The 21,718-nt window shown below is 46.2% G+C and carries 26 protein-coding genes and 1 other annotated feature; all 26 genes read left to right on the top strand.

The window, feature by feature from the left end:
• Positions 1–121 (top strand): hypothetical protein (locus PHP87_RS03945; protein WP_366942890.1); only part of this gene is annotated, 121 nt, incomplete at its 5' end.
• 161 nt (positions 122–282) lie between these two features.
• Complete coding sequence (gene rpmG / locus PHP87_RS03950) at positions 283–432, top strand: 50S ribosomal protein L33 (RefSeq protein WP_299918675.1); 150 nt, start codon at positions 283–285, stop codon at positions 430–432.
• Between the two features lie 19 nt (positions 433–451).
• A complete protein-coding gene (gene secE, locus PHP87_RS03955) occupies positions 452–694 on the top strand; it encodes a preprotein translocase subunit SecE (protein ID WP_299918678.1) in 243 nt (80 codons plus the stop codon).
• An 86-nt stretch (positions 695–780) separates the two neighbouring features.
• A complete protein-coding gene (nusG, locus tag PHP87_RS03960; protein ID WP_299918767.1) occupies positions 781–1,314 on the top strand; it encodes a transcription termination/antitermination protein NusG in 534 nt (177 codons plus the stop codon).
• A gap of 39 nt (positions 1,315–1,353) precedes the next feature.
• Positions 1,354–1,779, top strand: coding sequence for a 50S ribosomal protein L11 (gene rplK, locus PHP87_RS03965; RefSeq protein ID WP_299918681.1), 426 nt, complete (start codon positions 1,354–1,356; stop codon positions 1,777–1,779).
• Positions 1,780–1,850: 71 nt separating this feature from the next.
• Entirely contained in the window at positions 1,851–2,552 is a 702-nt protein-coding gene (rplA, locus tag PHP87_RS03970) for a 50S ribosomal protein L1 (protein WP_299918684.1), read from the top strand.
• 3 nt (positions 2,553–2,555) lie between these two features.
• Positions 2,556–2,704 (top strand) — a sequence feature (ribosomal protein L10 leader region).
• Between the two features lie 22 nt (positions 2,705–2,726).
• Positions 2,727–3,248, top strand: a complete 522-nt coding sequence (rplJ, locus tag PHP87_RS03975; protein WP_299918686.1) for a 50S ribosomal protein L10 — start codon at positions 2,727–2,729, stop codon at positions 3,246–3,248.
• Between the two features lie 67 nt (positions 3,249–3,315).
• Positions 3,316–3,693, top strand: a complete 378-nt coding sequence (rplL, locus tag PHP87_RS03980) for a 50S ribosomal protein L7/L12 (RefSeq protein ID WP_299918688.1) — start codon at positions 3,316–3,318, stop codon at positions 3,691–3,693.
• Between the two features lie 166 nt (positions 3,694–3,859).
• Positions 3,860–4,513, top strand: coding sequence for a hypothetical protein (locus tag PHP87_RS03985; protein ID WP_299918689.1), 654 nt, complete (start codon positions 3,860–3,862; stop codon positions 4,511–4,513).
• A gap of 247 nt (positions 4,514–4,760) precedes the next feature.
• Positions 4,761–8,105 (top strand): DNA-directed RNA polymerase subunit beta, encoded by a 3,345-nt coding sequence (rpoB, locus tag PHP87_RS03990; protein ID WP_299918692.1) that lies wholly within the window; start codon positions 4,761–4,763, stop codon positions 8,103–8,105.
• Between the two features lie 138 nt (positions 8,106–8,243).
• The gene (gene rpoC, locus PHP87_RS03995) at positions 8,244–11,759 is read left to right on the top strand and encodes a DNA-directed RNA polymerase subunit beta' (protein WP_299918694.1); all 3,516 of its coding nucleotides are present in this window, start codon (positions 8,244–8,246) and stop codon (positions 11,757–11,759) included.
• Between the two features lie 116 nt (positions 11,760–11,875).
• Complete coding sequence (locus PHP87_RS04000) at positions 11,876–12,127, top strand: ribosomal L7Ae/L30e/S12e/Gadd45 family protein (protein ID WP_299918696.1); 252 nt, start codon at positions 11,876–11,878, stop codon at positions 12,125–12,127.
• Between the two features lie 169 nt (positions 12,128–12,296).
• On the top strand, positions 12,297–12,674 hold the full coding sequence (gene rpsL / locus PHP87_RS04005) for a 30S ribosomal protein S12 (RefSeq protein WP_011641713.1): 378 nt from the start codon (positions 12,297–12,299) through the stop codon (positions 12,672–12,674).
• Positions 12,675–12,688: 14 nt separating this feature from the next.
• On the top strand, positions 12,689–13,159 hold the full coding sequence (rpsG, locus tag PHP87_RS04010; protein ID WP_299918701.1) for a 30S ribosomal protein S7: 471 nt from the start codon (positions 12,689–12,691) through the stop codon (positions 13,157–13,159).
• Positions 13,160–13,177: 18 nt separating this feature from the next.
• Entirely contained in the window at positions 13,178–15,262 is a 2,085-nt protein-coding gene (fusA, locus tag PHP87_RS04015; protein WP_299918703.1) for an elongation factor G, read from the top strand.
• A gap of 172 nt (positions 15,263–15,434) precedes the next feature.
• A complete protein-coding gene (gene tuf, locus PHP87_RS04020) occupies positions 15,435–16,637 on the top strand; it encodes an elongation factor Tu (RefSeq protein ID WP_299918704.1) in 1,203 nt (400 codons plus the stop codon).
• A gap of 95 nt (positions 16,638–16,732) precedes the next feature.
• Positions 16,733–17,044, top strand: coding sequence for a 30S ribosomal protein S10 (gene rpsJ / locus PHP87_RS04025; protein ID WP_299918706.1), 312 nt, complete (start codon positions 16,733–16,735; stop codon positions 17,042–17,044).
• 150 nt (positions 17,045–17,194) lie between these two features.
• Positions 17,195–17,809 (top strand): 50S ribosomal protein L3, encoded by a 615-nt coding sequence (gene rplC, locus PHP87_RS04030; protein ID WP_299918770.1) that lies wholly within the window; start codon positions 17,195–17,197, stop codon positions 17,807–17,809.
• A gap of 55 nt (positions 17,810–17,864) precedes the next feature.
• Positions 17,865–18,488 (top strand): 50S ribosomal protein L4, encoded by a 624-nt coding sequence (gene rplD / locus PHP87_RS04035; RefSeq protein WP_299918708.1) that lies wholly within the window; start codon positions 17,865–17,867, stop codon positions 18,486–18,488.
• Positions 18,489–18,776, top strand: coding sequence for a 50S ribosomal protein L23 (gene rplW, locus PHP87_RS04040; RefSeq protein WP_299918710.1), 288 nt, complete (start codon positions 18,489–18,491; stop codon positions 18,774–18,776). It begins immediately after the preceding gene.
• 68 nt (positions 18,777–18,844) lie between these two features.
• Positions 18,845–19,672 (top strand): 50S ribosomal protein L2, encoded by an 828-nt coding sequence (rplB, locus tag PHP87_RS04045; RefSeq protein WP_299918712.1) that lies wholly within the window; start codon positions 18,845–18,847, stop codon positions 19,670–19,672.
• Between the two features lie 86 nt (positions 19,673–19,758).
• The gene (gene rpsS / locus PHP87_RS04050) at positions 19,759–20,043 is read left to right on the top strand and encodes a 30S ribosomal protein S19 (RefSeq protein WP_299918714.1); all 285 of its coding nucleotides are present in this window, start codon (positions 19,759–19,761) and stop codon (positions 20,041–20,043) included.
• A 16-nt stretch (positions 20,044–20,059) separates the two neighbouring features.
• Entirely contained in the window at positions 20,060–20,401 is a 342-nt protein-coding gene (gene rplV, locus PHP87_RS04055) for a 50S ribosomal protein L22 (RefSeq protein ID WP_299918716.1), read from the top strand.
• Positions 20,401–21,084: a 30S ribosomal protein S3 gene (gene rpsC, locus PHP87_RS04060; protein WP_299918718.1), complete on the top strand. Its 684-nt coding sequence runs from the start codon at positions 20,401–20,403 to the stop codon at positions 21,082–21,084. The genes rplV and rpsC overlap by 1 nt, the downstream gene beginning before the upstream one ends.
• The gene (gene rplP, locus PHP87_RS04065; protein ID WP_299918719.1) at positions 21,084–21,518 is read left to right on the top strand and encodes a 50S ribosomal protein L16; all 435 of its coding nucleotides are present in this window, start codon (positions 21,084–21,086) and stop codon (positions 21,516–21,518) included. Before rpsC ends, rplP begins: the two co-directional genes overlap by 1 nt.
• Positions 21,508–21,708 (top strand): 50S ribosomal protein L29, encoded by a 201-nt coding sequence (gene rpmC, locus PHP87_RS04070; protein WP_299918721.1) that lies wholly within the window; start codon positions 21,508–21,510, stop codon positions 21,706–21,708. Before rplP ends, rpmC begins: the two co-directional genes overlap by 11 nt.
• Positions 21,709–21,718: the final 10 nt, after the last annotated feature.

The following is a 21,718-nucleotide window of genomic DNA, read 5'->3' on the forward strand; positions in this document are numbered from 1 at the left end:
CAATGTACAGATGGCAATAGAGCTAATAACCCCGATAGCGGCAGAAGAGGGCTTGAGATTCGCCATTCGTGAAGGCGGCAGAACCGTAGGTGCCGGTGTGGTCACCAGTTTGAACGAGTAAACAGGGGGAATAATCCCATAACCCTATTATGGATAGCACAGCAGGGGTTTCGATCCCCTGCTGTATTGACTGATAAAGAAAAAAGGGCTATTTGACATAAGGAATAGCCTTGTGATAGATTATTATAGGATTTTTGCGCACAGGATGGAGGTGTCATTGCGGTGAGGGTTGGAGTAACACTGGCATGCAGCGAATGTAAACAACGCAATTATACGACTACCAGAGACAAGAAAAAGCAAGGCGAAAAACTCGAGAAGAAAAAATATTGCAGGTTTTGTAATACGCATACAGTTCATAAAGAAATCAAGTAAGCTCGGGGATGTGAATTAGATGGCAAAAAACAATATCCCGGCAGTAAAGGAGTCAGCTCTAAAACTGCGCTGGGAGAGTGGAAAACAATTCTTCTTAAATGTATATAGTGAGCTTAAAAAGGTACATTGGCCTAATAGACAGCAGATGCTGGCTTATACTGGAGTGGTATTAGTTGCTGTAACCCTGGTAGCTATAATAATCTGGTTATTTGATTCAGGACTCTCGTTTTTATTGGCGAAGTTATTTGAAGCCTTTGCTTAGACAAGGAGGTGGTTCTAATTAACGACCAGCAAGCAGGTGTCACGGAAGCTCTTGAAAGAGAGCAGAGTGCTGAGCCCGCTGAGGAAATGAGGAATCAGGGTGATTGGTATGTGGTACATACCTATTCGGGATATGAAAACAAAATCAAGGTTGATCTGTCTAAAAGAGTTGAATCAATGAATATGCAGGATAAAATTTTTGAGGTTATTATTCCCGAGGAACAGGAAGTAGAATACAAAAATGGCAAGCGCAAGGTTACCAATAAGAGGATTTTTCCTGGATATGTCATTGTAAACATGATTATGGATGATGATTCCTGGTATGTGGTACGTCATACTCCTGGAGTAACTGGTTTTGTAGGAAGTGGAAGCAAGCCCATCCCTCTCCATCAGGAAGAAATAGACAAGATTCGCCGCCAGATGGGATTGATGGAAAAGAAGACCATGATTATTGATATTGAAATTGGGGAGAGTATCCGGGTCAAATCCGGGCCTTTTGCCAATTTTGAGGGAGTAGTCCGGGAATTATTGCCGGAAAAAGGAAAGATAAGGGTCAATATTTCCATGTTCGGCAGGGAGACACCTGTAGAACTGGATTATGAACAAATAGAAAAGATATAAGCTATTTAAGTTTATTATGAAAAAAGGAGGTGTAGGGAAATGGCACGAAAAGTCTTGGGTAAAATATCACTACAGATTGCTGCAGGAAAAGCTACGCCAGCACCACCGGTAGGACCCGCCCTGGGCCAATACGGGGTTAATATAATGGGATTTTGCAAAGAGTACAATGCCCGAACCGCCAATCAAGCCGGGTATATTGTACCGGTAGAAATAACTGTATTCGAAGACCGATCTTTTACTTTTGTGATTAAATCACCCCCGGCTTCTGATTTACTTAAAAAGGCCGCCAATGTAGACAAAGGATCTGGCGAACCAAATAAGAAGAAGATTGGCAAAGTTCCCCGGGCCAAGTTGCTGGAAATAGCGGAAACCAAAAAAGAAGACCTTAATGCCAGCGACATTGATGCGGCGGTAAAAATGATAGAAGGAACCGCCCGCAGTATGGGATTGGAAGTAATCGATTAAGCCCCATAATTGCTAAAATAGAACCATGGTGGGAGGCCTGAAGCCGAATTACCACAAGGAGGATGAAGGAAATGAAAAGAGGAAAGAACTACCAACAAGCCAGTGAAAAATTAGATCGCGTTGCACTTTATGAGCCCAGAGAAGCTCTGGAACTGGTTAAAGAGATAGCCAAGGCCAAATTTGATGAAACCGTAGAGGTTCACATTAGACTGGGAGTGGATCCGCGGCATGCCGACCAACAAGTAAGAGGTACGGTCAGTCTACCCAATGGAACCGGGAAAACCCGTAAGGTTTTGGTATTTGCCAAAGGAGAGAAAATTAAAGAGGCTGAACTGGCGGGTGCTGATTATGCCGGTGGCGAAGACCTGGCCGAAAAAATCCAGGGAGGCTGGTTTGATTTTGATGTGGCGGTAGCCACACCTGACATGATGGCGGTAGTGGGAAAATTAGGTAAAATCCTGGGACCTCGCGGATTGATGCCAAATCCCAAAGCAGGAACAGTAACTTTTGATATTGAGCGTACTATTAAGGAATTAAAAGCCGGTCGGATAGAGTACCGGGTGGACAAAAGCGCTATTGTGCATGCACCCATTGGGAGGATTTCCTTTGAGGCGGAAAAACTGCATGAAAACCTGAATGCCTTCGCTGAGGCCTTGCTCAAAGCCCGGCCAGCAGCTGCTAAAGGGCAGTATATGCGCTCAGTGACCATATGCTCTACTATGAGCCCGGGGATAAAAATTAACCCGCTGGTTTTAATGGCGGCCAACAAATAAAGTAAAAGTGAAAAACAGGAACCATAGACAGCCGGTGGCGGAAGCCTTAAAGAACAGTAGTTCACCTGCCGAGGGATTTGATATAAAACTGTATTATCCAATGCAGTCTATTAACCTCTGCAGGTCACTAGCAGAGGTTTTTTAATGGATTTAATTAAGAGGGGGTGAAAATGAATGCCCAAAATTGAAGAAAAACAAAAGATAGTGAAAGAAATTGAGGGAAAGCTACAGGATTCCATGCTGGTTGTTTTTGCTGACTATCGGGGGATAAAGGTTGAGGAAATTACCGATTTAAGGAATAAACTGCGCTTGCCCGGGGTAGAATTCAAGGTACTTAAAAACACCTTGACCGAATTTGCCCTGCAAAATACGGGGAATCCCGAAGTAATACCGTATATTGCCGGCCCCAACGCCGTGCTTTTTAGCCAGGAAGATCCCATTGGCCCTACCAAAGTTATTTATGACTTTATCAAGCAGTATAAAAAACTGGAGGTTAAAGTCGCTATACTCGAAGGACAGATGGTTTTATCCGATAGGGTAAAAGCCCTGTCTGAATTACCACCGCGGGAAGCACTGCTGGCCCAGGTGCTTGGTACCATGCAGGCCCCAATTACCAGCCTGGTATATGTACTTAATGCTAATATTGGCGGATTGGTAAATGTATTGGATCAGATCCGGGAACAAAAGGCGGGTTAAGAATCTTCAGTAACAAGAGAGTAAGAGAACAAATAAATAATTATATTAAATTTGGGAGGTAATTATAATGAGTAAAGTACAGGAAGTTATTGATATCGTCAAGCAATTGACCGTTTTGGAGTTATCTGAACTGGTAAAGGCCCTGGAGGAAGAATTTGGAGTTAGTGCCGCCGCCCCCGTAGCCGTTGCCGCCGCCCCTGCAGCCGGTGCCGCTGCAGAAGCCGCAGAAGAGCAATATGAGTTTGATGTTATACTCACTTCATCTGGTGAAAAGAAAATTAATGTCATTAAGGTTGTAAGAGAGATTACCGGATTAGGACTTAAAGAAGCCAAGACCCTCGTGGATGAATGCCCCAATCCGGTAAAAGAAAAAATCACTAAAGATGAGGCCAACGAAATCAAAACCAAGATTGAAGAGGCCGGTGGCAGTGTAGAAGTAAAATAGGCCATCTCTATAGTAAAGTAGGGCAAGTTTGTGCTTTATTTACAAGAAGTTCAATAAAAGAACAAAAAAAGTGCTGCCAGGCAGCACTTTTTTTATTGCCCAAAACAATTATATGTTATAACCTTAGTTCAAGTTTATTTTGGGTAAGGAAGGGGCATGATAGATAATGAAGAAGTTTCTTCCATTAATCTTAAGTCTCCTCTTTATAATTATGTTTTGTCCCCAGCCGGTTCAGGCGGCTAATGTATACTGGCAAATAGATTTACGAGATGATGGCTCCATTTATGAAAGCCTGACTTTGGATCAGCCGCTTAACTTGGATACCCAGGAGTGGAAGCAAATAGAGGGAGGAAAAGAGTACAAGTTAGAGCGCAAGCTAGATAGCTGGCAGGCTTACCAGGCTCTATCGCAAAGCTTGCCCATAAAGGCAGAGGTCAAGAATTACGTAGTATTCCAGAGGACATCATTATTCCTGGAAAAGGAGTCGGCCGGTTTTCTACAAGAAGTAGCCGCTTTAAACGAGGGGCAGCTTAGAATTAGGATTCCCGGCGCCATTGGCGAAAACTCCGCCGATGAAGTTAAAGATATGACTGCTAGCTGGGAATTGAAACGCCTCGTAGTCATGGAAGACGGGCATAAGCTTTTAACGGCAACTATTTTGGATGGGTTCATGCTGGCTGTGGTACTGTTTGGAATGGGTTTTCTGATAATAATAATCTGGTTTATAAGCAGGATGAAACGGGTAAATGATCTTATTCAAGAAAGATATTCTCTGGAGAACATTGGGCAGGAAGAAAATCTGGATGAAGATGATGATTGATTCATGCAACCCTTATGCAACAAAAAGGGTTTTTTGCAGTGGAATCATGATTGGTAATAACAAAAAAATCTGGATTTTATTCTTGACTGCATATGGCATGTATGATAATATTAATAATTGCCATTTGTAGTAAAAGTGAAATTTTTATTAAATAGATGGTATAGTTAGCTTGGAAATAAAGCGAGGTTTAAGGTTAGGCCTTGCTTTTCACTTCTTTTGGGAAATTTTTAAAGGGGTGAATTATTGGATGGCTCATCTTGAACAATACGGACGTGTCAATAGGCTTAGTTATTCCCGCATTAAGGAACCTGTCGAATTACCCAACCTTATTCAGATTCAAAAAAACTCCTATAATTGGTTTTTGGAACAAGGCTTGAGAGATGCTTTGCAGGAGGTTTTCCCTATATTTGACTTTACTGGAAACCTGGAGTTAGGTTTTTTGGATTATGGTATGGGTGAACCCAAATATTCCATTAACGAGTGCAAAGAGAGAGATGTTAGTTACCAGGCTCCATTGAAACTCAAAGTTAGGCTAACGGACAAAGAGAATGGAGAAATCAAGGAATCTGAGGTTTATATGGGGGATCTACCCCTGATGACGGAAAAAGGAACTTTTATTATTAACGGAGCGGAAAGAGTCGTGGTCAGCCAATTGGTTAAATCGCCCGGGGTATATTTTAATGAACGTATGGATGTGGCCGGGCATCCCCTTTTTGGGGCCACGATTATTCCCAATCGGGGGGCCTGGTTTGAACTGGAGATGGACAGCGCTGGTCTGGTTTACACCAGAATAGACAAAACCCGCAAAATACCGGTGACTGTTTTACTCCGGGCTCTGGGTTATGAGAGCAATGAAGTGATCCTCGAAATGTACGACGGAGACGAGACCATTGCTCGTACTATGGATAAAGATACCAGCACCAATAAAAAAGAAGCGTTGATTGAGTTTTATCGCAGGTTGAGGCCGGGTGAATTGGCTACCGAAGACGCAGCCGAGCAATTGATTAAAAACCTGTTTTTTGACCCACGTCGTTATGATATGGCTGCAGTAGGTCGTTATAAGGTTAACAAGAAACTGGGTCTTAATATCCCTGCCGATAACAGACACCTGACCCTGGAGGATATTACGGCAACCATTGGTTACCTTTTGAAACTGATAAAGGGTGAAGGCAAGACCGATGTTATAGATCACCTGGGCAACAGGAGACTCCGTTCTATTGGAGAGCTGCTGCAAAACCAGTTTAGAACTGGCTTGGTAAGAATGGAACGTGTGGTAAGGGAGAGGATGAGTATCCATGATGTGGAAACCCTAACTCCTCAGGTTCTAATAAATATTCGTCCGATTACGGCGGCGGTAAAAGAATTTTTCGGCAGCTCCCAGTTATCCCAATTTATGGACCAAACCAACCCGCTGGCGGAGTTAACCCACAAGCGCCGTCTCAGCGCTCTGGGACCGGGCGGGCTAACTCGGGAAAGAGCTGGTTTTCAGGTTCGCGATGTTCATCATTCCCACTATGGCAGGATTTGTCCCATTGAAACCCCAGAAGGCCCCAATATCGGTTTGATTGGATCCCTGGCTACCTTTGGACAGGTTAATGATTTTGGTTTCATTGAAACCCCGTACCGCAAAGTGGACAAGAAGTTAGGGCGGGTTTTAAATGAGATCGTATATCTCTCGGCCGATGAAGAAGATGAATATTATGTGGCCCAGGCCAATGCGCCCCTGGATGAAGAAGGTTATTTTATTGATGAAAAGGTTGAAGCCCGCTATTTTGAAGAAATCCTGGAGATTCCCAAAAGCAAGGTCGATTACATGGACGTTTCCCCCAAACAGGTTTTCAGTGTGGCCACAGCCTTGATACCATTCCTGGAAAATGATGATGCTAACCGGGCTTTAATGGGAGCCAACATGCAAAGGCAGGCTGTACCCTTGATTAAGGCCGAGGCTCCGATTGTGGGTACCGGTTTGGAACATAAGGCTGCCCAAGATTCTGGAGCGGTAGTAATAGCTAAAAAGGCAGGAACGGTAAAAAAAGTCAGCGCCAGCCGGATAACTATAGAAAATGATGATGGGATTCGAGATAATTATGAGCTTTTGAAATTCATGCGCTCCAACCAGGGTACCTGCTATAATCAGAGGCCGATAGTAAAAGTGGGTGAAAGGGTGGAAGCAAATGAGGTTATAGCTGACGGCCCCAGTACAGACCAGGGTGAATTGGCGCTGGGACGTAATGTTATGGTGGCTTTTATGCCCTGGGAGGGCTATAACTATGAGGACGCTATTCTAATTTCCGAGAAATTGGTTAAAGACGATGTGTTTACTTCTATTCATATTGAAGAATATGAATGTGAAGCCCGGGATACCAAGCTGGGCTCAGAAGAGATTACCCGTGATATACCTAATGTATCCGAAGATATGTTGAAAAACCTGGATGAGCAGGGTGTAATTAGAGTTGGGGCCGAAGTGCGGCCTGACGATATTTTGGTCGGGAAGGTCACCCCCAAGGGTGAAACCGAGCTGACACCGGAAGAAAGATTGTTAAGGGCTATATTTGGCGAAAAGGCACGCGAAGTCCGCGATTCATCACTGCGTGTTCCTCACGGGGAAGCAGGCAAGGTAGTAGCGGTGAAACGTTTTTCCCGGGAAAAAGGGGATGAGCTTCCTCCTGGTGTTAATCAACTGGTCAGGGTCTATATCGCCCAAAAGAGAAAAATCTCCGAGGGGGATAAAATGGCTGGGCGTCACGGTAATAAAGGAGTAATATCATGTATTCTCCCCGAGGAAGATATGCCTTTCCTGGAAGACGGAACCCCGGTGGAGATAGTACTCAATCCTCTGGGAGTCCCCTCCCGCATGAATATTGGACAAATCCTGGAGTGTCATATGGGCTTGGCCGCCAGGGCCCTGGGTGTCAATATTGCTACCCCGGTTTTTGACGGGGCCAACGAAGAAGATATCTTTACCAAGCTGCGGGAATCAGACCTGCCGGAAAGCGGGAAAACCGTACTTTATGATGGGAGAACCGGAGAGAAATTTGATCACGAAATAACTGTGGGCTATGTATATATGTTGAAACTGGCGCACCTGGTGGATGACAAGATTCATGCCCGTTCTATCGGACCCTATTCCCTGGTTACCCAGCAACCGCTGGGAGGAAAAGCCCAATTTGGAGGACAGAGGTTCGGGGAAATGGAGGTTTGGGCTCTGGAAGCCTATGGTGCTTCTTATACTTTGCAGGAAATTCTAACGGTTAAATCAGATGATGTGGCGGGGCGATTAAAGACCTATGAATCCATTGTCAAAGGGGAAAATATACCAGAGCCGGGAGTACCTGAAGGTTTTAAAGTACTGATAAAGGAGCTCCAGAGCCTGGCTCTTGATGTTAGAATTTTGGCTGGAGATGACCATGAAATACTGATTAAGGATAATGAGAACGAAGTCAATGAAAAGGTAAAAGCCCGGGAGTTGGGCTTGGATCTACCAGATAATCCCGTAGGAAGAATGCTGGCGATTAGCCAACCCTTGAAGAATGCAGATAATGACCAGGATGTGGAAGTTAAATCCAATTCTGAAAAGGAAGATAATAAGTAACTGCCTGGGGGAATGCTTGAATGCCGGGTCGCTATTATGGTAGTTGAGTGAGTATATCTATACAAGCAGTTGCAGTGACATCATTAGTTGGCTTGCTGGAGACGGGCATAAAATTATCTTCTGAAGGGAGAGAACGATTTGTCAGAAAACTTTGATCGGATCAAAATATCCCTGGCTTCCCCAGAGCAGATCAGATCATGGAGCAGCGGAGAGGTTAAGAAACCGGAAACCATAAACTACCGCACTCTAAGGCCAGAGAAGGAAGGCCTGTTCTGTGAGAAGATTTTTGGACCGGTAAAAGATTGGGAGTGCCATTGCGGGAAATACAAGCGGGTACGCCATAAAGGAATAGTCTGTGATCGTTGTGGTGTGGAGGTTACCACTTCCAAGGTAAGAAGAGAGCGGATGGGGCACATAGAACTGGCCGCTCCGGTTTGTCATATCTGGTACCTTAAAGGAATTCCCAGTCGTATGGGTTTGCTCCTGGATATGTCTCCCAAGGTTCTGGAAAAAGTAATATATTTCGTAAGTTATATTGTTCTGGATCCCGGTGATACCCCGCTGTTAAAAAAACAGCTGCTAAACGAGCGGGAGTACCGGGAGAATCGGGATAGATATGGAGAAGCTTTTAAGGCTGGAATAGGGGCGGAAGCAGTAAAATCCTTGCTCTACGGAGTTGAACTGGATAAAATGTCATCGGAGTTAAAAGAAGAAATATCTACTACTACCGGACAAAGAAAGAGCCGGGCTATAAAACGCTTGGAAGTAGTAGAGTCTTTCCGCCTATCAGGTAATGAACCGGTGTGGATGATTTTAGATGTTTTGCCGGTTATTCCTCCAGATCTCAGGCCGATGGTACAACTGGATGGCGGTCGCTTTGCTACCTCTGACCTGAATGACCTGTACCGCCGGGTGATAAACCGTAACAATCGCTTGAAAAGACTGCTTGACCTGGGGGCGCCAGACATTATTGTCCGTAATGAGAAAAGAATGTTGCAGGAAGCGGTGGATGCCCTGGTAGATAATGGACGGAGAGGAAGACCGGTTACCGGACCAGGCAATCGCCCGCTTAAATCGCTAAGTGATATGCTCAAAGGAAAGCAGGGACGTTTTCGTCAGAACCTTCTGGGTAAACGGGTGGATTATTCCGGCAGATCCGTAATTGTGGTAGGACCCAACCTGAAGATGCACCAGTGCGGGCTGCCCAAGGAAATGGCCCTGGAGCTTTTTAAACCCTTCGTAATGAAAAAACTGGTGGATAAGGCCATCGCCTCTAATATCAAGAGTGCCAAGAAGATGGTGGAAAGAGGCCGGGAAGAGGTGTGGGATATCCTGGATGATGTCATAAAAGAGCATCCGGTACTGTTGAACCGTGCTCCCACCTTGCATCGCCTGGGCATACAGGCTTTTGAACCAGTACTGGTGGAAGGACGTGCTCTGCAGCTTCATCCCCTGGTTTGTACCGCCTATAATGCTGACTTTGATGGAGACCAGATGGCCGTACATGTACCCCTGTCCGCTGAGGCCCAGACCGAAGCCCGGCTATTGATGCTGGCCAGTAATAATATTTTGAACCCCAAAGATGGCAAACCGGTGGTGACTCCAACTCAGGACATGGTCATAGGCCTATACTACCTTACATTTATCAGTGCGGAAGCTTTCAGCAAGACGAATACCCGGGGCTTTAGCAGCCCGGACGAGGCTAGGATGGCATTTCAACTGGGGCAGATTGATTTACATGAAAAAATTCGTGTAAAGATGAATATGCCGCAAAAGACCGGTCGGGAAATACTGAAAAGCCATGAAGCCCAGACTTTCCTGGAGGAAATAGTGGATACCTCCGTGGGAAGGATTATTTTCAATGATACTATCCCGTCTAGTCTAGGATTCTACAATGAAATAATAGATAAGAAAAAGTTGGGCAATATAGTCTACGAATGTTACCGTCTGGAAGGCAATGCCCGTACCGCTGACATGTTGGATGGACTTAAGAGGTTGGGCTATGAGTTCAGTACCAGGGCCGGTATCACCGTGGGCGTGACTGATTTTGAAACCCCCCCCGCCAAGTATGACATTCTTAAGGAGGCAGACCAGGAAGTAGAGTCTATCGAGAGTGATTATGAGGTAGGCTTAATTACCGATGAAGAAAGGCATGCCCAGGTGGTGGAGATCTGGAACCAGGCTACTGATGATGTAACCGAGGTTTTGAAAAATTCTTTATCGGAAGACAATCCCGTATATATGATGGCTACCTCCGGTGCACGCGGAAATTTCCAGCAGATTCGCCAACTGGCTGGAATGCGAGGACTTATGGCGGATCCTTCCGGTAAGATTATTGACCTTCCTATCAAGGCCAATTTCCGTGAAGGTTTAACCGTTCTAGAGTATTTTATTTCTACTCACGGCGCCAGGAAAGGCCTGGCTGACACAGCTTTGCGTACAGCTGATTCAGGTTACTTGACCCGCCGTCTGGTGGATGTATCACAGGATGTAATTGTCCGCGAAGATGATTGTGAATCGGTGGAGGGCATTTGGGTAGGAAGGATAATGGAAGGCTCCCAACTTATTGAACCCTTGCACCAGCGAATCATTGGGCGGGTATCGGTTGACAGCATCATCCATCCTGATACTGGTGAGGTTCTGGTGGCGGAAAACCAGATGATTGATGATGATACCGGTTATGAAATTGAAATGGCCGGCATTGAAAAAGTAAAAATAAGAAGCGTTTTGACCTGCAAGACCCGGCATGGGGTTTGTAAGAAATGCTATGGGCGCAATCTGGCTACCGGCTATGATGTAGAAATTGGTGAAGCCGTAGGAATATTGGCAGCACAGTCTATCGGGGAACCCGGTACCCAGCTTACCATGCGTACTTTCCATACCGGTGGAGTGGCTGGGGACGATATAACCCGCGGTCTACCCCGAGTGGAAGAGCTTTTCGAGGTGCGGAAGCCGAAAGGGCAGGCCGTAGTGGTAGAAGCAAACGGTAAAGTGAGATTTGGAGAGAACAAAGGACGACGGGAGGTAGAAGTACTGGGGGAAAAAGAAGAAGTCCTGGGAACCTACCCAGTTCATTATGGTTCGCGTTTGAAGGTGGGAGAAGGAGACTATGTTGAAATTGGTGATGCCCTGACCGAGGGCCCCCTGAACCCACATGATATTTTGAAGACCAAGGGTATGCAAGAAGTTCAGAGATACCTTTTGCAGGAGGTGCAAAAAGTTTATCGATCCCAGGGGGTTGATATCAGTGATAAACACATAGAAATAATGATTCGCCAGATGCTCAAAAAGGTTAAGATAGAAGACCCGGGAGACACAGCACTTTTACCGGGAGCTTTTGTCGATATATCCAGCTTTGAAGATGAGAATAATCGTGAGATTAAAGCGAGGGGATTGCCGGCTACCTGTTCTCCTATGCTCCTGGGGATAACCAAGGCATCGTTGAATACGGATTCTTTCCTTTCGGCGGCTTCTTTCCAGGAGACCACCAAGGTGTTAACCGAAGCGGCTATAAAAGGGAAAGTAGACCATCTAATCGGTTTAAAAGAAAATGTTATAATTGGCAAATTGATTCCGGCCGGAACCGGTTATTCAGCTTACCGGGAAACCGGTATCATTGAGCCCGTGGAAGTCGAGAAGATGCTCTCAGAATAAACTGCTCCAAGAAACTATTTGACGGGGCTCCCACCAGGTGCTAAAATATTTAAGTGCGTGGCAAATTCGCCGGATTGGTCTGGTGAGCGGCTTGTTTTAAGGAGGAGGGTTAGCCTTTGCCACTGGAAAAGATCAGGGATTATCCCAAGGTAATTGGAAGCAAGCAAGTTAAGAAAGCACTTAGCCGGGATGAGGCCAGGAAAGTATTTATTGCCGCTGATGCCGAACCCCACATTGTGGAAGCCATAAAAAGGCTTTGCCAGGGAAAAGAAGTGGAAGTCGAAATGGTGGAGACTATGGAAAAACTCGGCAAATCCTGTGGGATCGATGTGGGCTCAGCAACGGTAGCCCTCTTGAAAGACCACTAAAGGGTGCTTCATTACTGAAGGAGAGAAGTACCCATGGAAATTGAGTGAGGGGAAGTAAAGTTGGCTCCTCTATTACTGCCCATAATGAAATAAAAAGAAATGCGAAGCATTTCGCTAAATTATTTATAATCATCAAAGTATAGCCAAGCAGTAGAAGGGAGGTGCAGAAATGCCGACCATAAACCAACTGGTAAGAAAAGGACGCGAAAAGGGTGAGCAGAAGTCAACCGCACCCGCTTTGAAAAGCTGTCCCCAAAAAAGAGGGGTTTGTACCCGGGTATATACTACCACCCCCAAGAAACCTAATTCAGCTTTACGCAAAATAGCCAGGGTACGATTAACTAACGGCATAGAAGTTACTGCTTATATTCCAGGCATTGGCCATAACCTGCAGGAACACTCCGTGGTTCTTATCCGAGGGGGCAGAGTCAAGGATTTGCCGGGTGTAAGATATCACATCATCAGAGGAACGCTGGATGCTTCTGGGGTTCAGAAGCGCAATCAAGGAAGATCCAAATATGGCACCAAGAGGCCTAAAAAGAAATAGGAGGGAGGCGCGAAATGCCGAGAAAAGGACCTGTTCCCAAGCGAGATGTCTTGCCGGATCCCATCTACAACAGCAAGATATTCACCAAGCTGATTAACCAGCTTATGTGGGATGGAAAAAAAAGTTTAGCTGAAAAGATTTGTTATGGCGCCTTTGAAATTGTGGAGACGAAGACCCGCCGGGAGCCCCTGGAAGTATTTGAAGAAGCCATGAAAAACATAACCCCTATTGTAGAGGTTAGAGCCAGACGGGTAGGCGGAGCCAATTACCAGGTGCCAGTGGAAGTGCGCACAGATAGAAGACAGACCCTGGCCATAAGATGGCTGGTTGCTTATGCCCGCAAAAGAGGAGAAAAAACCATGGCCGAGCGCCTGGCTGGTGAAATAATGGATGCAGCCAATCATACCGGAGCTGCCGTAAAGAAGAGAGAAGATACCCATAAAATGGCAGAGGCCAACAAGGCATTTGCTCATTACCGCTGGTAAGTCGAAAAGAGGAATTCAATGGCTGACGGCTTAGATTTAACTGCTATTAGAAATATTGGCATTATGGCTCATATTGATGCCGGGAAAACAACCACTACGGAAAGAATATTGTTTTATTCCGGACGGGTTCATAAGATGGGTGAAGTCGATAAAGGTACCGCTACAATGGACTGGATGAGCCAGGAGCAGGAAAGAGGAATAACTATAACCTCAGCTGCTACAGCCTGTAAATGGAAGGATTACTTTGTCAACATCATCGACACGCCCGGCCATGTGGACTTTACCGTTGAGGTAGAGCGCTCATTAAGAGTGCTTGATGGGTCTATAGGTATTTTTTGCGCGGTAGCTGGCGTACAACCACAATCAGAGACCGTATGGAGACAGGCCGATCGCTACCAAGTTCCTCGCATTGCCTATGTAAATAAAATGGATCGTGTGGGGGCGGACTTTTTCCGGGTAATTGAAATGATTAGGAAAAACCTGGGTAGCGACGCAGTGGCCATACAATTACCCATCGGGGTGGAGGAATCATTCTCTGGCGTTATTGATTTGATCGAATTTAAAGCCTACATCTATGAAGATGATAGCGGTGAGCAATACCAGGAGAGGGAATTAAACGTTAACGAAAGGGCAGAAGCCCAGGAGTTTAGGAATATTCTTCTGGAGAGATTATCCGAATACGATGACATTATACTGGAAAAATACCTGGAGGCTCAGGAGATTTCCCCGGCGGAAATTAAAAGTTCTTTGAGAAGAAATTGCATCGCCAACCAAATAGTACCTGTACTTTGCGGGTCTTCTTTTAAGAACAAGGGAGTGCAGATGCTGCTGGATGCGGTGGTGAACTACCTGCCTTCCCCCCTTGATATACCTGCAATCGAGGCGATGGATATAGCCAGTGGCGAAAGCATAAAAATAAAGCCTGAAGTTGAAGCTCCTCTTTGTGCTCTGGCGTTCAAACTAGCCAGTGACCCTTATGTGGGAAAATTAACCTACTTTCGGATTTATTCCGGTCACATAAAGGCAGGAAGCTCTCTTTTCAACAGTCGTCAGGATAGAAAAGAGCGCTTTAGCAGAATACTGAAAATGCATGCCAACCACCGCGAGGAAATAGAGGAAGCTTATGCTGGTGATATTGTTGCCGGGGTAGGTTTGAAAAACACGGTAACCGGCGACACACTCTGCAGTGAGAACCATCCCGTCTTGTTGGAAACGATTGATTTTCCGGAACCGGTAATTGATGTAGCCATCGAGGCCAAAACCAGAGCTGACCAGGAAAGAATTGAAGAAAGCCTGCGGCGGTTAGCGGAAGAAGACCCTACATTCCAAACCAGGCAGGATGAAGAAAGCGGCCAGACAATAATATCCGGTATGGGGGAATTACACCTGGAGATTATTATTGACCGCATGCTTAGAGAATTTAAGGTTAATGCAAACATAGGCAAGCCACAGGTGGCCTACAAAGAAACGCCCAAGAAAAAGGCCGCTGCAGAAGTCAAGTTTGACCGGCAAGCTGGTGGGCGCGGGCAATATGCCCATGTAATACTGGAAATCTTACCCCTTGCTGAGGGCCAGGGCAAGAAGTTTGTAGATAGATCCAGCCCCGAAGCTATTCCCCGCGATTATGTACCTGCGGTGGAAATGGGGGCGCGGGAAGCATTACAGGCCGGCATCCTGGCCGGATACCCGGTAGATGACGTGGAAGTGGTTCTAAAGGGTGGTTCCTATCATGAGGTCGATTCCAATGAACCAGCCTTTAAGATTGCCGCCAGCATGGCTCTAAAGGAAGCCCTGGGTAATGCCCAATCAGTTTTCCTGGAGCCGGTCATGGATTTGGAGATAATCTCTCCTGAGGAATACCTGGGAGATGTAATTTCCGATTTAAATGCCCGTCGGGGAAGGATAATGGCTCTGGAAGAGAACCGTGAGGCTAAAGTGGTAAAAGGGCTGGTACCACTGGCAGAAACCTTTGGTTATGCTACCAGCTTAAGGTCACTCAGTCAGGGCCGTGCAAGTTTTTCCATGAAGATAAAGAATTATGCCGAGGTTCCAGAATCAAAGAGCCGGGAGATAATAGCACGAAGATATGGGCTGCCGGTGTAAGGCGGAAGACGGATGCTGGAAGACAGAAGACGGATGACAGATGAGGTAAGGGTCGTGCGAGCGGTATATTTATACAAGCTAATGTACAATTATAATTTTTTACATCCAAAGGTAACTAGGTGCCTGGCACTAATAATAAAAAACAAATTCAAAAGGAAAGGTGAGAGAAAGGATGGCAAAGGCAAAATACGAGAGGACGAAACCTCATCTTAACATTGGAACCATAGGTCACATAGACCATGGCAAGACCACATTGACAGCAGCCATAACCCAGACCCTGTCCAAAGTGGGAGGAGCCAAGGCTACGTCCTATGAAGAGATTGACAAAGCCCCGGAAGAGCGGGAAAGAGGCATAACCATCAACACCTCGCATGTTGAATATCAAACCGAAACCCGTCACTACGCTCATGTAGACTGCCCTGGTCATGCTGACTACATAAAGAACATGATCACCGGAGCAGCGCAGATGGACGGATCCATACTGGTAGTATCATCTGCGGATGGCCCCATGCCACAGACCCGGGAGCATATACTGCTGTCCCGTCAGGTAGGGGTACCATATATAGTAGTATTTATGAACAAGACCGACATGGTCGACGACCCCGAACTATTAGAGCTGGTAGAAATGGAAGTGAGAGAACTCTTAAGTTTCTACGAATTTCCCGGAGACGACATACCCGTAGTAATGGGTTCAGCCCTGAAAGCCCTGGAATGCGGCTGTGGCACCCGGGAATGTGAGTGGTGCAAGCATATATGGGAACTGATGGATGCCGTTGACAGCTATATACCCATGCCCGAAAGAGCAGTTGACAAGCCCTTCCTGATGCCGATAGAAGACGTATTCACCATAACCGGAAGAGGCACCGTAACCACGGGAAGAGTAGAGAGAGGGCAGGTAAAAGTAGGAGACGAAGTAGAAATAGTAGGGATGAGAGAAGCCACCAGAAAGACCGTATGCACCGGAGTAGAAATGTTCCGCAAGCTTCTTGACTATGCCGAAGCCGGAGACAATATCGGCACCCTGTTAAGAGGAGTAGACCGCAAAGAAGTAGAGAGAGGCATGGTGTTGGCCAAGCCCGGCAGCATCAAGCCCCTGACCGCATTCAATGCTGAAGTATATGTCCTGACCAAAGAAGAAGGCGGGAGACACACCCCGTTCTTTGGTGGTTACAGACCGCAGTTCTACTTCCGGACCACAGACGTAACCGGAATAATCCAGTTACCCGAAGGAGTAGAGATGGTAATGCCCGGGGACAATGTACAGATGGCAATAGAGCTAATAACCCCGATAGCGGCAGAAGAGGGCTTGAGATTCGCCATTCGTGAAGGCGGCAGAACCGTAGGTGCCGGTGTGGTCACCAGTTTGAACGAGTAAACAGGGTGATAAAGGGCAGGGGATAAAACGGCCCTTGCCCCCGAACGCCCGGACGCGTGTATTATTGAAGCCAGTCTAAGGAGGTTTAACAGAGAGTGAATGGCCAGCAAAAAGTAAGAATTAGACTAAAGGCGTTTGACCATAAGCTTCTGGATCAGTCTTCACAAAAGATTGTGGAGACAGCCAGGAAGAATGGTTCCAGTGTTTCCGGTCCGATTCCGTTACCGACGGGAAAAAGTATCTACACTGTACTGCGCTCTCCCCATGTAAATAAGGATTCACGGGAACAGTTTGAAATGAGAACCCATAAACGCCTGATAGATATACTTGATCCTAACCCCAAGACCATAGATGCTCTGATGCACCTGGATTTACCTTCAGGAGTAGATATAGAGATCAAGCTGTAGTCCAAAAACTGCTTAAGAGACCAGTGGGAATACGGGGCCTCGCGAGCCAGGGAAGATTTCTGAAAAAAGAAGTGACGTTGGAGCTCCCACTTCCAACCTATCACCAAGAAGACGGAGGTAATTAAGGTGACTACTAGCAAGAAATCCATAATGGGAATCAAAATTGGAATGACACAAATATTTGATGAGAACGATAAAGCTGTACCAGTGAGCATTATTGAAGCTGGTCCCTGTACAGTTTTGCAGAAGAAAAAGTTGGAGAGCGATGGTTATGAGTCCATTCAGGTAGGCTTTTACAACCTGAAAGAAAAACTGGCCAATAAGCCAGCCAGAGGGCACTTCAAAAAAGCCAATGTGAAACCGCTGCGCTACATCAGGGAATTCCGTATTGATAATGTAGATGAATATGATGTGGGGCAGGAAATAACGGCGGAAATTTTCGCGGCAGGAGATCTGGTAGATGTAATTGGTATTTCAAAGGGTAAAGGTTTTGCCGGCGGTGTTAAAAGACATAACTTTGCTCGTGGCTCCATGGGTCATGGCTCCAAATATCACCGGCGCCCCGGTTCCCTGGGAGCAAAGGGACCGGCCCGCGTTTTTAAGGGAAGAAAGCTCCCGGGTCGACTTGGGGGAGGAAGAGTTACGGTTCAGGGCTTGAAGGTAGTAAAAGTCTATCCGGATAGGAATCTCATTCTTATCAAAGGTTCAATTCCAGGGCCCAAGAGAGGTTTTGTCATTATAAAGAATTCAGTTAAGGAAAAATAGTAGAATAGCAAAATAAATTGAGCTTTTCACTATTTAAGAGGAGGTAGGCAAAAAAATGCCCAAGGTTGCGTTGTATGATATGAGCGGGGCCCAGATTGGAGAAATAGAACTAAATGACAGCGTTTTCGGTATTAAGCCCAACCAGGCGGTTTTGTTTGATTTCGTAAAAATGCAACTGGCCAATAAGCGAGCGGGTACTGCCTCGAGCAAGACCAGAGCTGAAGTCAGGGGCGGAGGCAAGAAACCCTGGCGGCAAAAAGGTACCGGTCGGGCTCGCGTAGGTAGCAGCAGAAACCCGGTATGGACTAAAGGGGGAGTCGCCTTTGGGCCCAGGCCCAGAGACTTTTCCTATAGATTACCGCGTAAAGTCAGAAGATTGGCTATGAAATCAGCACTATCCAGCAAGGTGATCGATAACAATATTATTGTAGTTGATTCCCTCACTTTTGATGAACCCAAAACCAGGCTTATGGTACAGACACTGAAGTCATTGCCGGTAGGAAAGAAAACCCTGGTGGTTACCGCTTATGGTGATCCCAACTTAGTCAAATCAGCGCGTAACATCCCCGGGGTAAAACCCTTAAGAGCAGATTTTATTAATGTTTATGATTTGCTGCATTACGATACTTTGCTCATTACCCGCGAGGCAGTAGCCCGGGTAGAGGAGGTGTTTGCCTAAATGAAAGACTACCGAGACATTATAATCAAGCCGGTGGTAACCGAAAAATCTATGAATATGCTGGCCGATAACAAATACACTTTTATTGTCGACAAGCGCGCCAATAAAACGGAAATAAAAAACGCTATTGAGAATATTTTTGAAGTTAGAGTAGAGAGCATAAATACTATTAATGTAAAAGGCAAACCCAAACGGATGGGCCGCTTTGAGGGCAAAAAACCCGACCGTAAAAAGGCTGTAATTAGTCTTAAACCTGGTCAGAAGATACGTTTGTTTGAAGGCATGTAAATTAATTCTTAGATTATATAGATTATTGCCAGATAAATTTACTGTCGTAGTAAGGAGTGAAACGATAGATGGGTATAAAGAAATTCAAGCCTACGACACCCAGCAGAAGGCATATGACCACTATGAGTTTTGAAGAAATCACCAAGCAGGAACCTGATAAAGCGCTAACTGCACCGCTAAAAAGGAAAGCCGGCAGAAATGCCAAGGGTCGTATGACAGTAAGACATCGGGGTGGCGGGCACAAACGCCTGTATCGTGTGGTTGATTTCAAGAGGGTTAAAGATAACGTACCGGCCCGGGTGGCAGCTATTGAATATGATCCCAATCGCTCGGCTAATATTGCCTTGTTGCATTATTTTGACGGGCATAAGGCTTATATCATAGCACCCCATAATTTGAAGGTGGGCGATGTGATAGAATCAGGCCCCAACGCCGATATAAAGACAGGTAATACCCTGCCGTTGAAGGACATACCAGTGGGTTCGTTGATTCACAATATTGAATTAAGGCCGGGTAAAGGCGCTCAATTGGTACGTTCGGCAGGAGTGGTAGCGCAGTTGATGGCCAAAGAAGGAGCCTATGCGCATGTACGCTTACCCTCCGGAGAGGTAAGGCTTATTCACGTAAGTTGCCGGGCTACTTTAGGTCAGGTAGGGAACCTGGAGCATGAGAATATGACTCTGGGTAAAGCCGGACGTACTCGCTGGTTGGGTATTAGGCCGACCGTAAGAGGATCAGTAATGAATCCGACCGATCATCCACATGGTGGTGGAGAAGGACGTGCTCCTATTGGTAGGAAATACCCGGTATCTCCCTGGGGTAAGATAGCCATAGGGGGTAAAACCCGCAAGAAAAAACCATCTGACAATATGATTGTCAGAAAGCGCAAGCCCTAAGGAGAACGTTTAAGCTTAAAGAGAAGCATAATTTGGGTTAACGCCCGCTTAAGGTAAATCTCTAGCAGAAAAAAGGAGGTCTTTAGATGGGCAGGTCACTGAAAAAAGGGCCTTATTGTGAAGATAAATTGCTAAAAAGAATTGAACAGATGAATCAATCCGGCCAGAAAAGAGTAATCAAAACCTGGTCCCGGCGTTCCACTGTAATGCCGGATATGATCGGGCATACTTTTGCGGTACATGACGGGCGCAGGCATATACCAGTCTATGTAACCGAAGATATGGTAGGCATGAAACTGGGTGAATTTGCACCCACCCGGACTTACCGAGGGCATGCCGGCAAATCCGAGAAAACAAGCAGAGCGCGGTAAGGAAGGAGGATGGAAAATGGAAGCCAGAGCTATTGCTCGTCATATTCGCGTATCTCCTTTTAAAGCCCGCCAGGTAGCTGATCTGGTTAGAGGCAAGGATACTGGCGAAGCTATGGCGATTTTGAGGTATACCAATAAAAAATCTGCCCCCCTGATAAGGAAAGTACTGCAGTCTGCTATCGCCAATGCAGAACACAATTTCGATATGGATTCCAATGCCCTGGTGGTTTCCCAGATATTCATTGATGAAGGGCCAACCGCAAAACGAATGCGGCCTCGAGCTTATGGCCGAGCAGATGTCAGGCGCCACAGAACCAGTCACATTACCGTGGTGCTAAGGGAAAGGGAGGTAAGATAGTGGGTCAAAAGGTTCATCCTAAAGGGTTTAGAATCGGTATTATTAGGGATTGGGATTCCAACTGGTATGCTGACCGGGATTATAGCGAACTCTTACATGAAGACTTCAAGCTCAGAAAATTCATAAAGGATCGCTTTTATGCCGCCGGTATATCCAAGGTAGAAATACAGCGTACAGGCAACCGGATAAGAGTAACCATCCATACCGCCAAGCCTGGGATTATTATTGGTCGTGGTGGTGTCGAAGTAGAAAGGCTCAAGGTCAACCTGGCTCAGATGACCAAAAAGAATGTAAATATCAATATTCAGGAGATCAGGAGACCGGAATATGATGCTCAGATTGTAGCTGAAAATGTAGCCCAGCAGCTGGAAAAAAGGATATCATTCCGGCGGGCCATGAAACAGACCGTTGGGCGCACCATGCGCTCGGGTGGAATAGGCATAAAGATTGCTATTTCCGGAAGACTGGGCGGAGCCGAAATAGCCCGGACGGAATGGTATGCTGAAGGCAAAGTACCCCTGCATACTCTACGGGCAGATATTGACTATGGTTTTGCCGAGGCCAATACCACCTACGGAAAGATCGGGATTAAAGTCTGGATCAACCGGGGTGAGATTTTACCCGAGGCCAAACAAAGACCCAAAGAGCCCAAACAGAAAGAAATGGAGGAGGCAGGTAAATAATGCTTACCCCAAAAAGAGTAAAACACAGAAAACAACATCGTCCCAGTCTGGCGGGAAAGGCTAACAAGGGCAATGCCGTTACTTACGGGGATTATGGCCTGCAGGCTCTGGAGCCTGCCTGGATAACCAACCGGCAAATAGAAGCGGCAAGAATAGCCATTAATCGCTATGTCAAGAGAGGCGGCAAGTTGTGGATCAAGATATTCCCTGATCGGCCGTTGACCGTAAAGCCCGCTGAAACCAGAATGGGAAAAGGCAAGGGTTCTCCCGAGCACTGGGTGGCAGTGGTTAAGCCCGGGCGAGTGATGTTTGAGCTATCCGGAGTTAGTGAAGAAGTTGCACGTGAAGCCATGAGACTTGCGGCACACAAGCTTCCAGTCAAGTGTAAATTCGCAAAAAGAGAAGAAATGGGTGGTGAGGTTAGTGAAAGCTGAAAAGATTAGGGAGCTAACCGATGAGGAGTTAAACCAGAAAGTATCCAGTTGCAAGGAGGAATTATTCAACCTCAGATTTCAGCTGGCTACAGGACAACTGGATAACCATAAGAGAATCAAGGATGTAAAAAAGGATATTGCCCGCTGCAAGACCATATTGAGGCAAAGAGAAATTGCCGCAAGCAGGTAATCAGAAGGAA

This window comes from Syntrophomonas sp. (assembly GCF_028707975.1).
Lineage (GTDB): Bacteria > Bacillota > Syntrophomonadia > Syntrophomonadales > Syntrophomonadaceae > Syntrophomonas.

Bases quoted from the DNA above. Each gene is read 5' to 3' on its own strand.
- secE (WP_299918678.1), top strand. From the start codon at position 452: ATGGCAAAAAACAATATCCCGGCAGTAAAGGAGTCAGCTCTAAAACTG.
- rpoB (WP_299918692.1), top strand. From the start codon at position 4,761: ATGGCTCATCTTGAACAATACGGACGTGTCAATAGGCTTAGTTATTCC.
- rplC (WP_299918770.1), top strand. From the start codon at position 17,195: ATGGGAATCAAAATTGGAATGACACAAATATTTGATGAGAACGATAAA.
- rplW (WP_299918710.1), top strand. From the start codon at position 18,489: ATGAAAGACTACCGAGACATTATAATCAAGCCGGTGGTAACCGAAAAA.
- fusA (WP_299918703.1), top strand. From the start codon at position 13,178: ATGGCTGACGGCTTAGATTTAACTGCTATTAGAAATATTGGCATTATG.
- rpsG (WP_299918701.1), top strand. From the start codon at position 12,689: ATGCCGAGAAAAGGACCTGTTCCCAAGCGAGATGTCTTGCCGGATCCC.
- rplP (WP_299918719.1), top strand. From the start codon at position 21,084: ATGCTTACCCCAAAAAGAGTAAAACACAGAAAACAACATCGTCCCAGT.
- rplD (WP_299918708.1), top strand. From the start codon at position 17,865: ATGCCCAAGGTTGCGTTGTATGATATGAGCGGGGCCCAGATTGGAGAA.
- nusG (WP_299918767.1), top strand. From the start codon at position 781: ATGAGGAATCAGGGTGATTGGTATGTGGTACATACCTATTCGGGATAT.
- rplV (WP_299918716.1), top strand. From the start codon at position 20,060: ATGGAAGCCAGAGCTATTGCTCGTCATATTCGCGTATCTCCTTTTAAA.
- rplK (WP_299918681.1), top strand. From the start codon at position 1,354: ATGGCACGAAAAGTCTTGGGTAAAATATCACTACAGATTGCTGCAGGA.
- rplB (WP_299918712.1), top strand. From the start codon at position 18,845: ATGGGTATAAAGAAATTCAAGCCTACGACACCCAGCAGAAGGCATATG.
- PHP87_RS03985 (WP_299918689.1), top strand. From the start codon at position 3,860: ATGAAGAAGTTTCTTCCATTAATCTTAAGTCTCCTCTTTATAATTATG.
- rpsS (WP_299918714.1), top strand. From the start codon at position 19,759: ATGGGCAGGTCACTGAAAAAAGGGCCTTATTGTGAAGATAAATTGCTA.
- rplL (WP_299918688.1), top strand. From the start codon at position 3,316: ATGAGTAAAGTACAGGAAGTTATTGATATCGTCAAGCAATTGACCGTT.
- tuf (WP_299918704.1), top strand. From the start codon at position 15,435: ATGGCAAAGGCAAAATACGAGAGGACGAAACCTCATCTTAACATTGGA.
- rplJ (WP_299918686.1), top strand. From the start codon at position 2,727: ATGCCCAAAATTGAAGAAAAACAAAAGATAGTGAAAGAAATTGAGGGA.
- rplA (WP_299918684.1), top strand. From the start codon at position 1,851: ATGAAAAGAGGAAAGAACTACCAACAAGCCAGTGAAAAATTAGATCGC.
- rpsL (WP_011641713.1), top strand. From the start codon at position 12,297: ATGCCGACCATAAACCAACTGGTAAGAAAAGGACGCGAAAAGGGTGAG.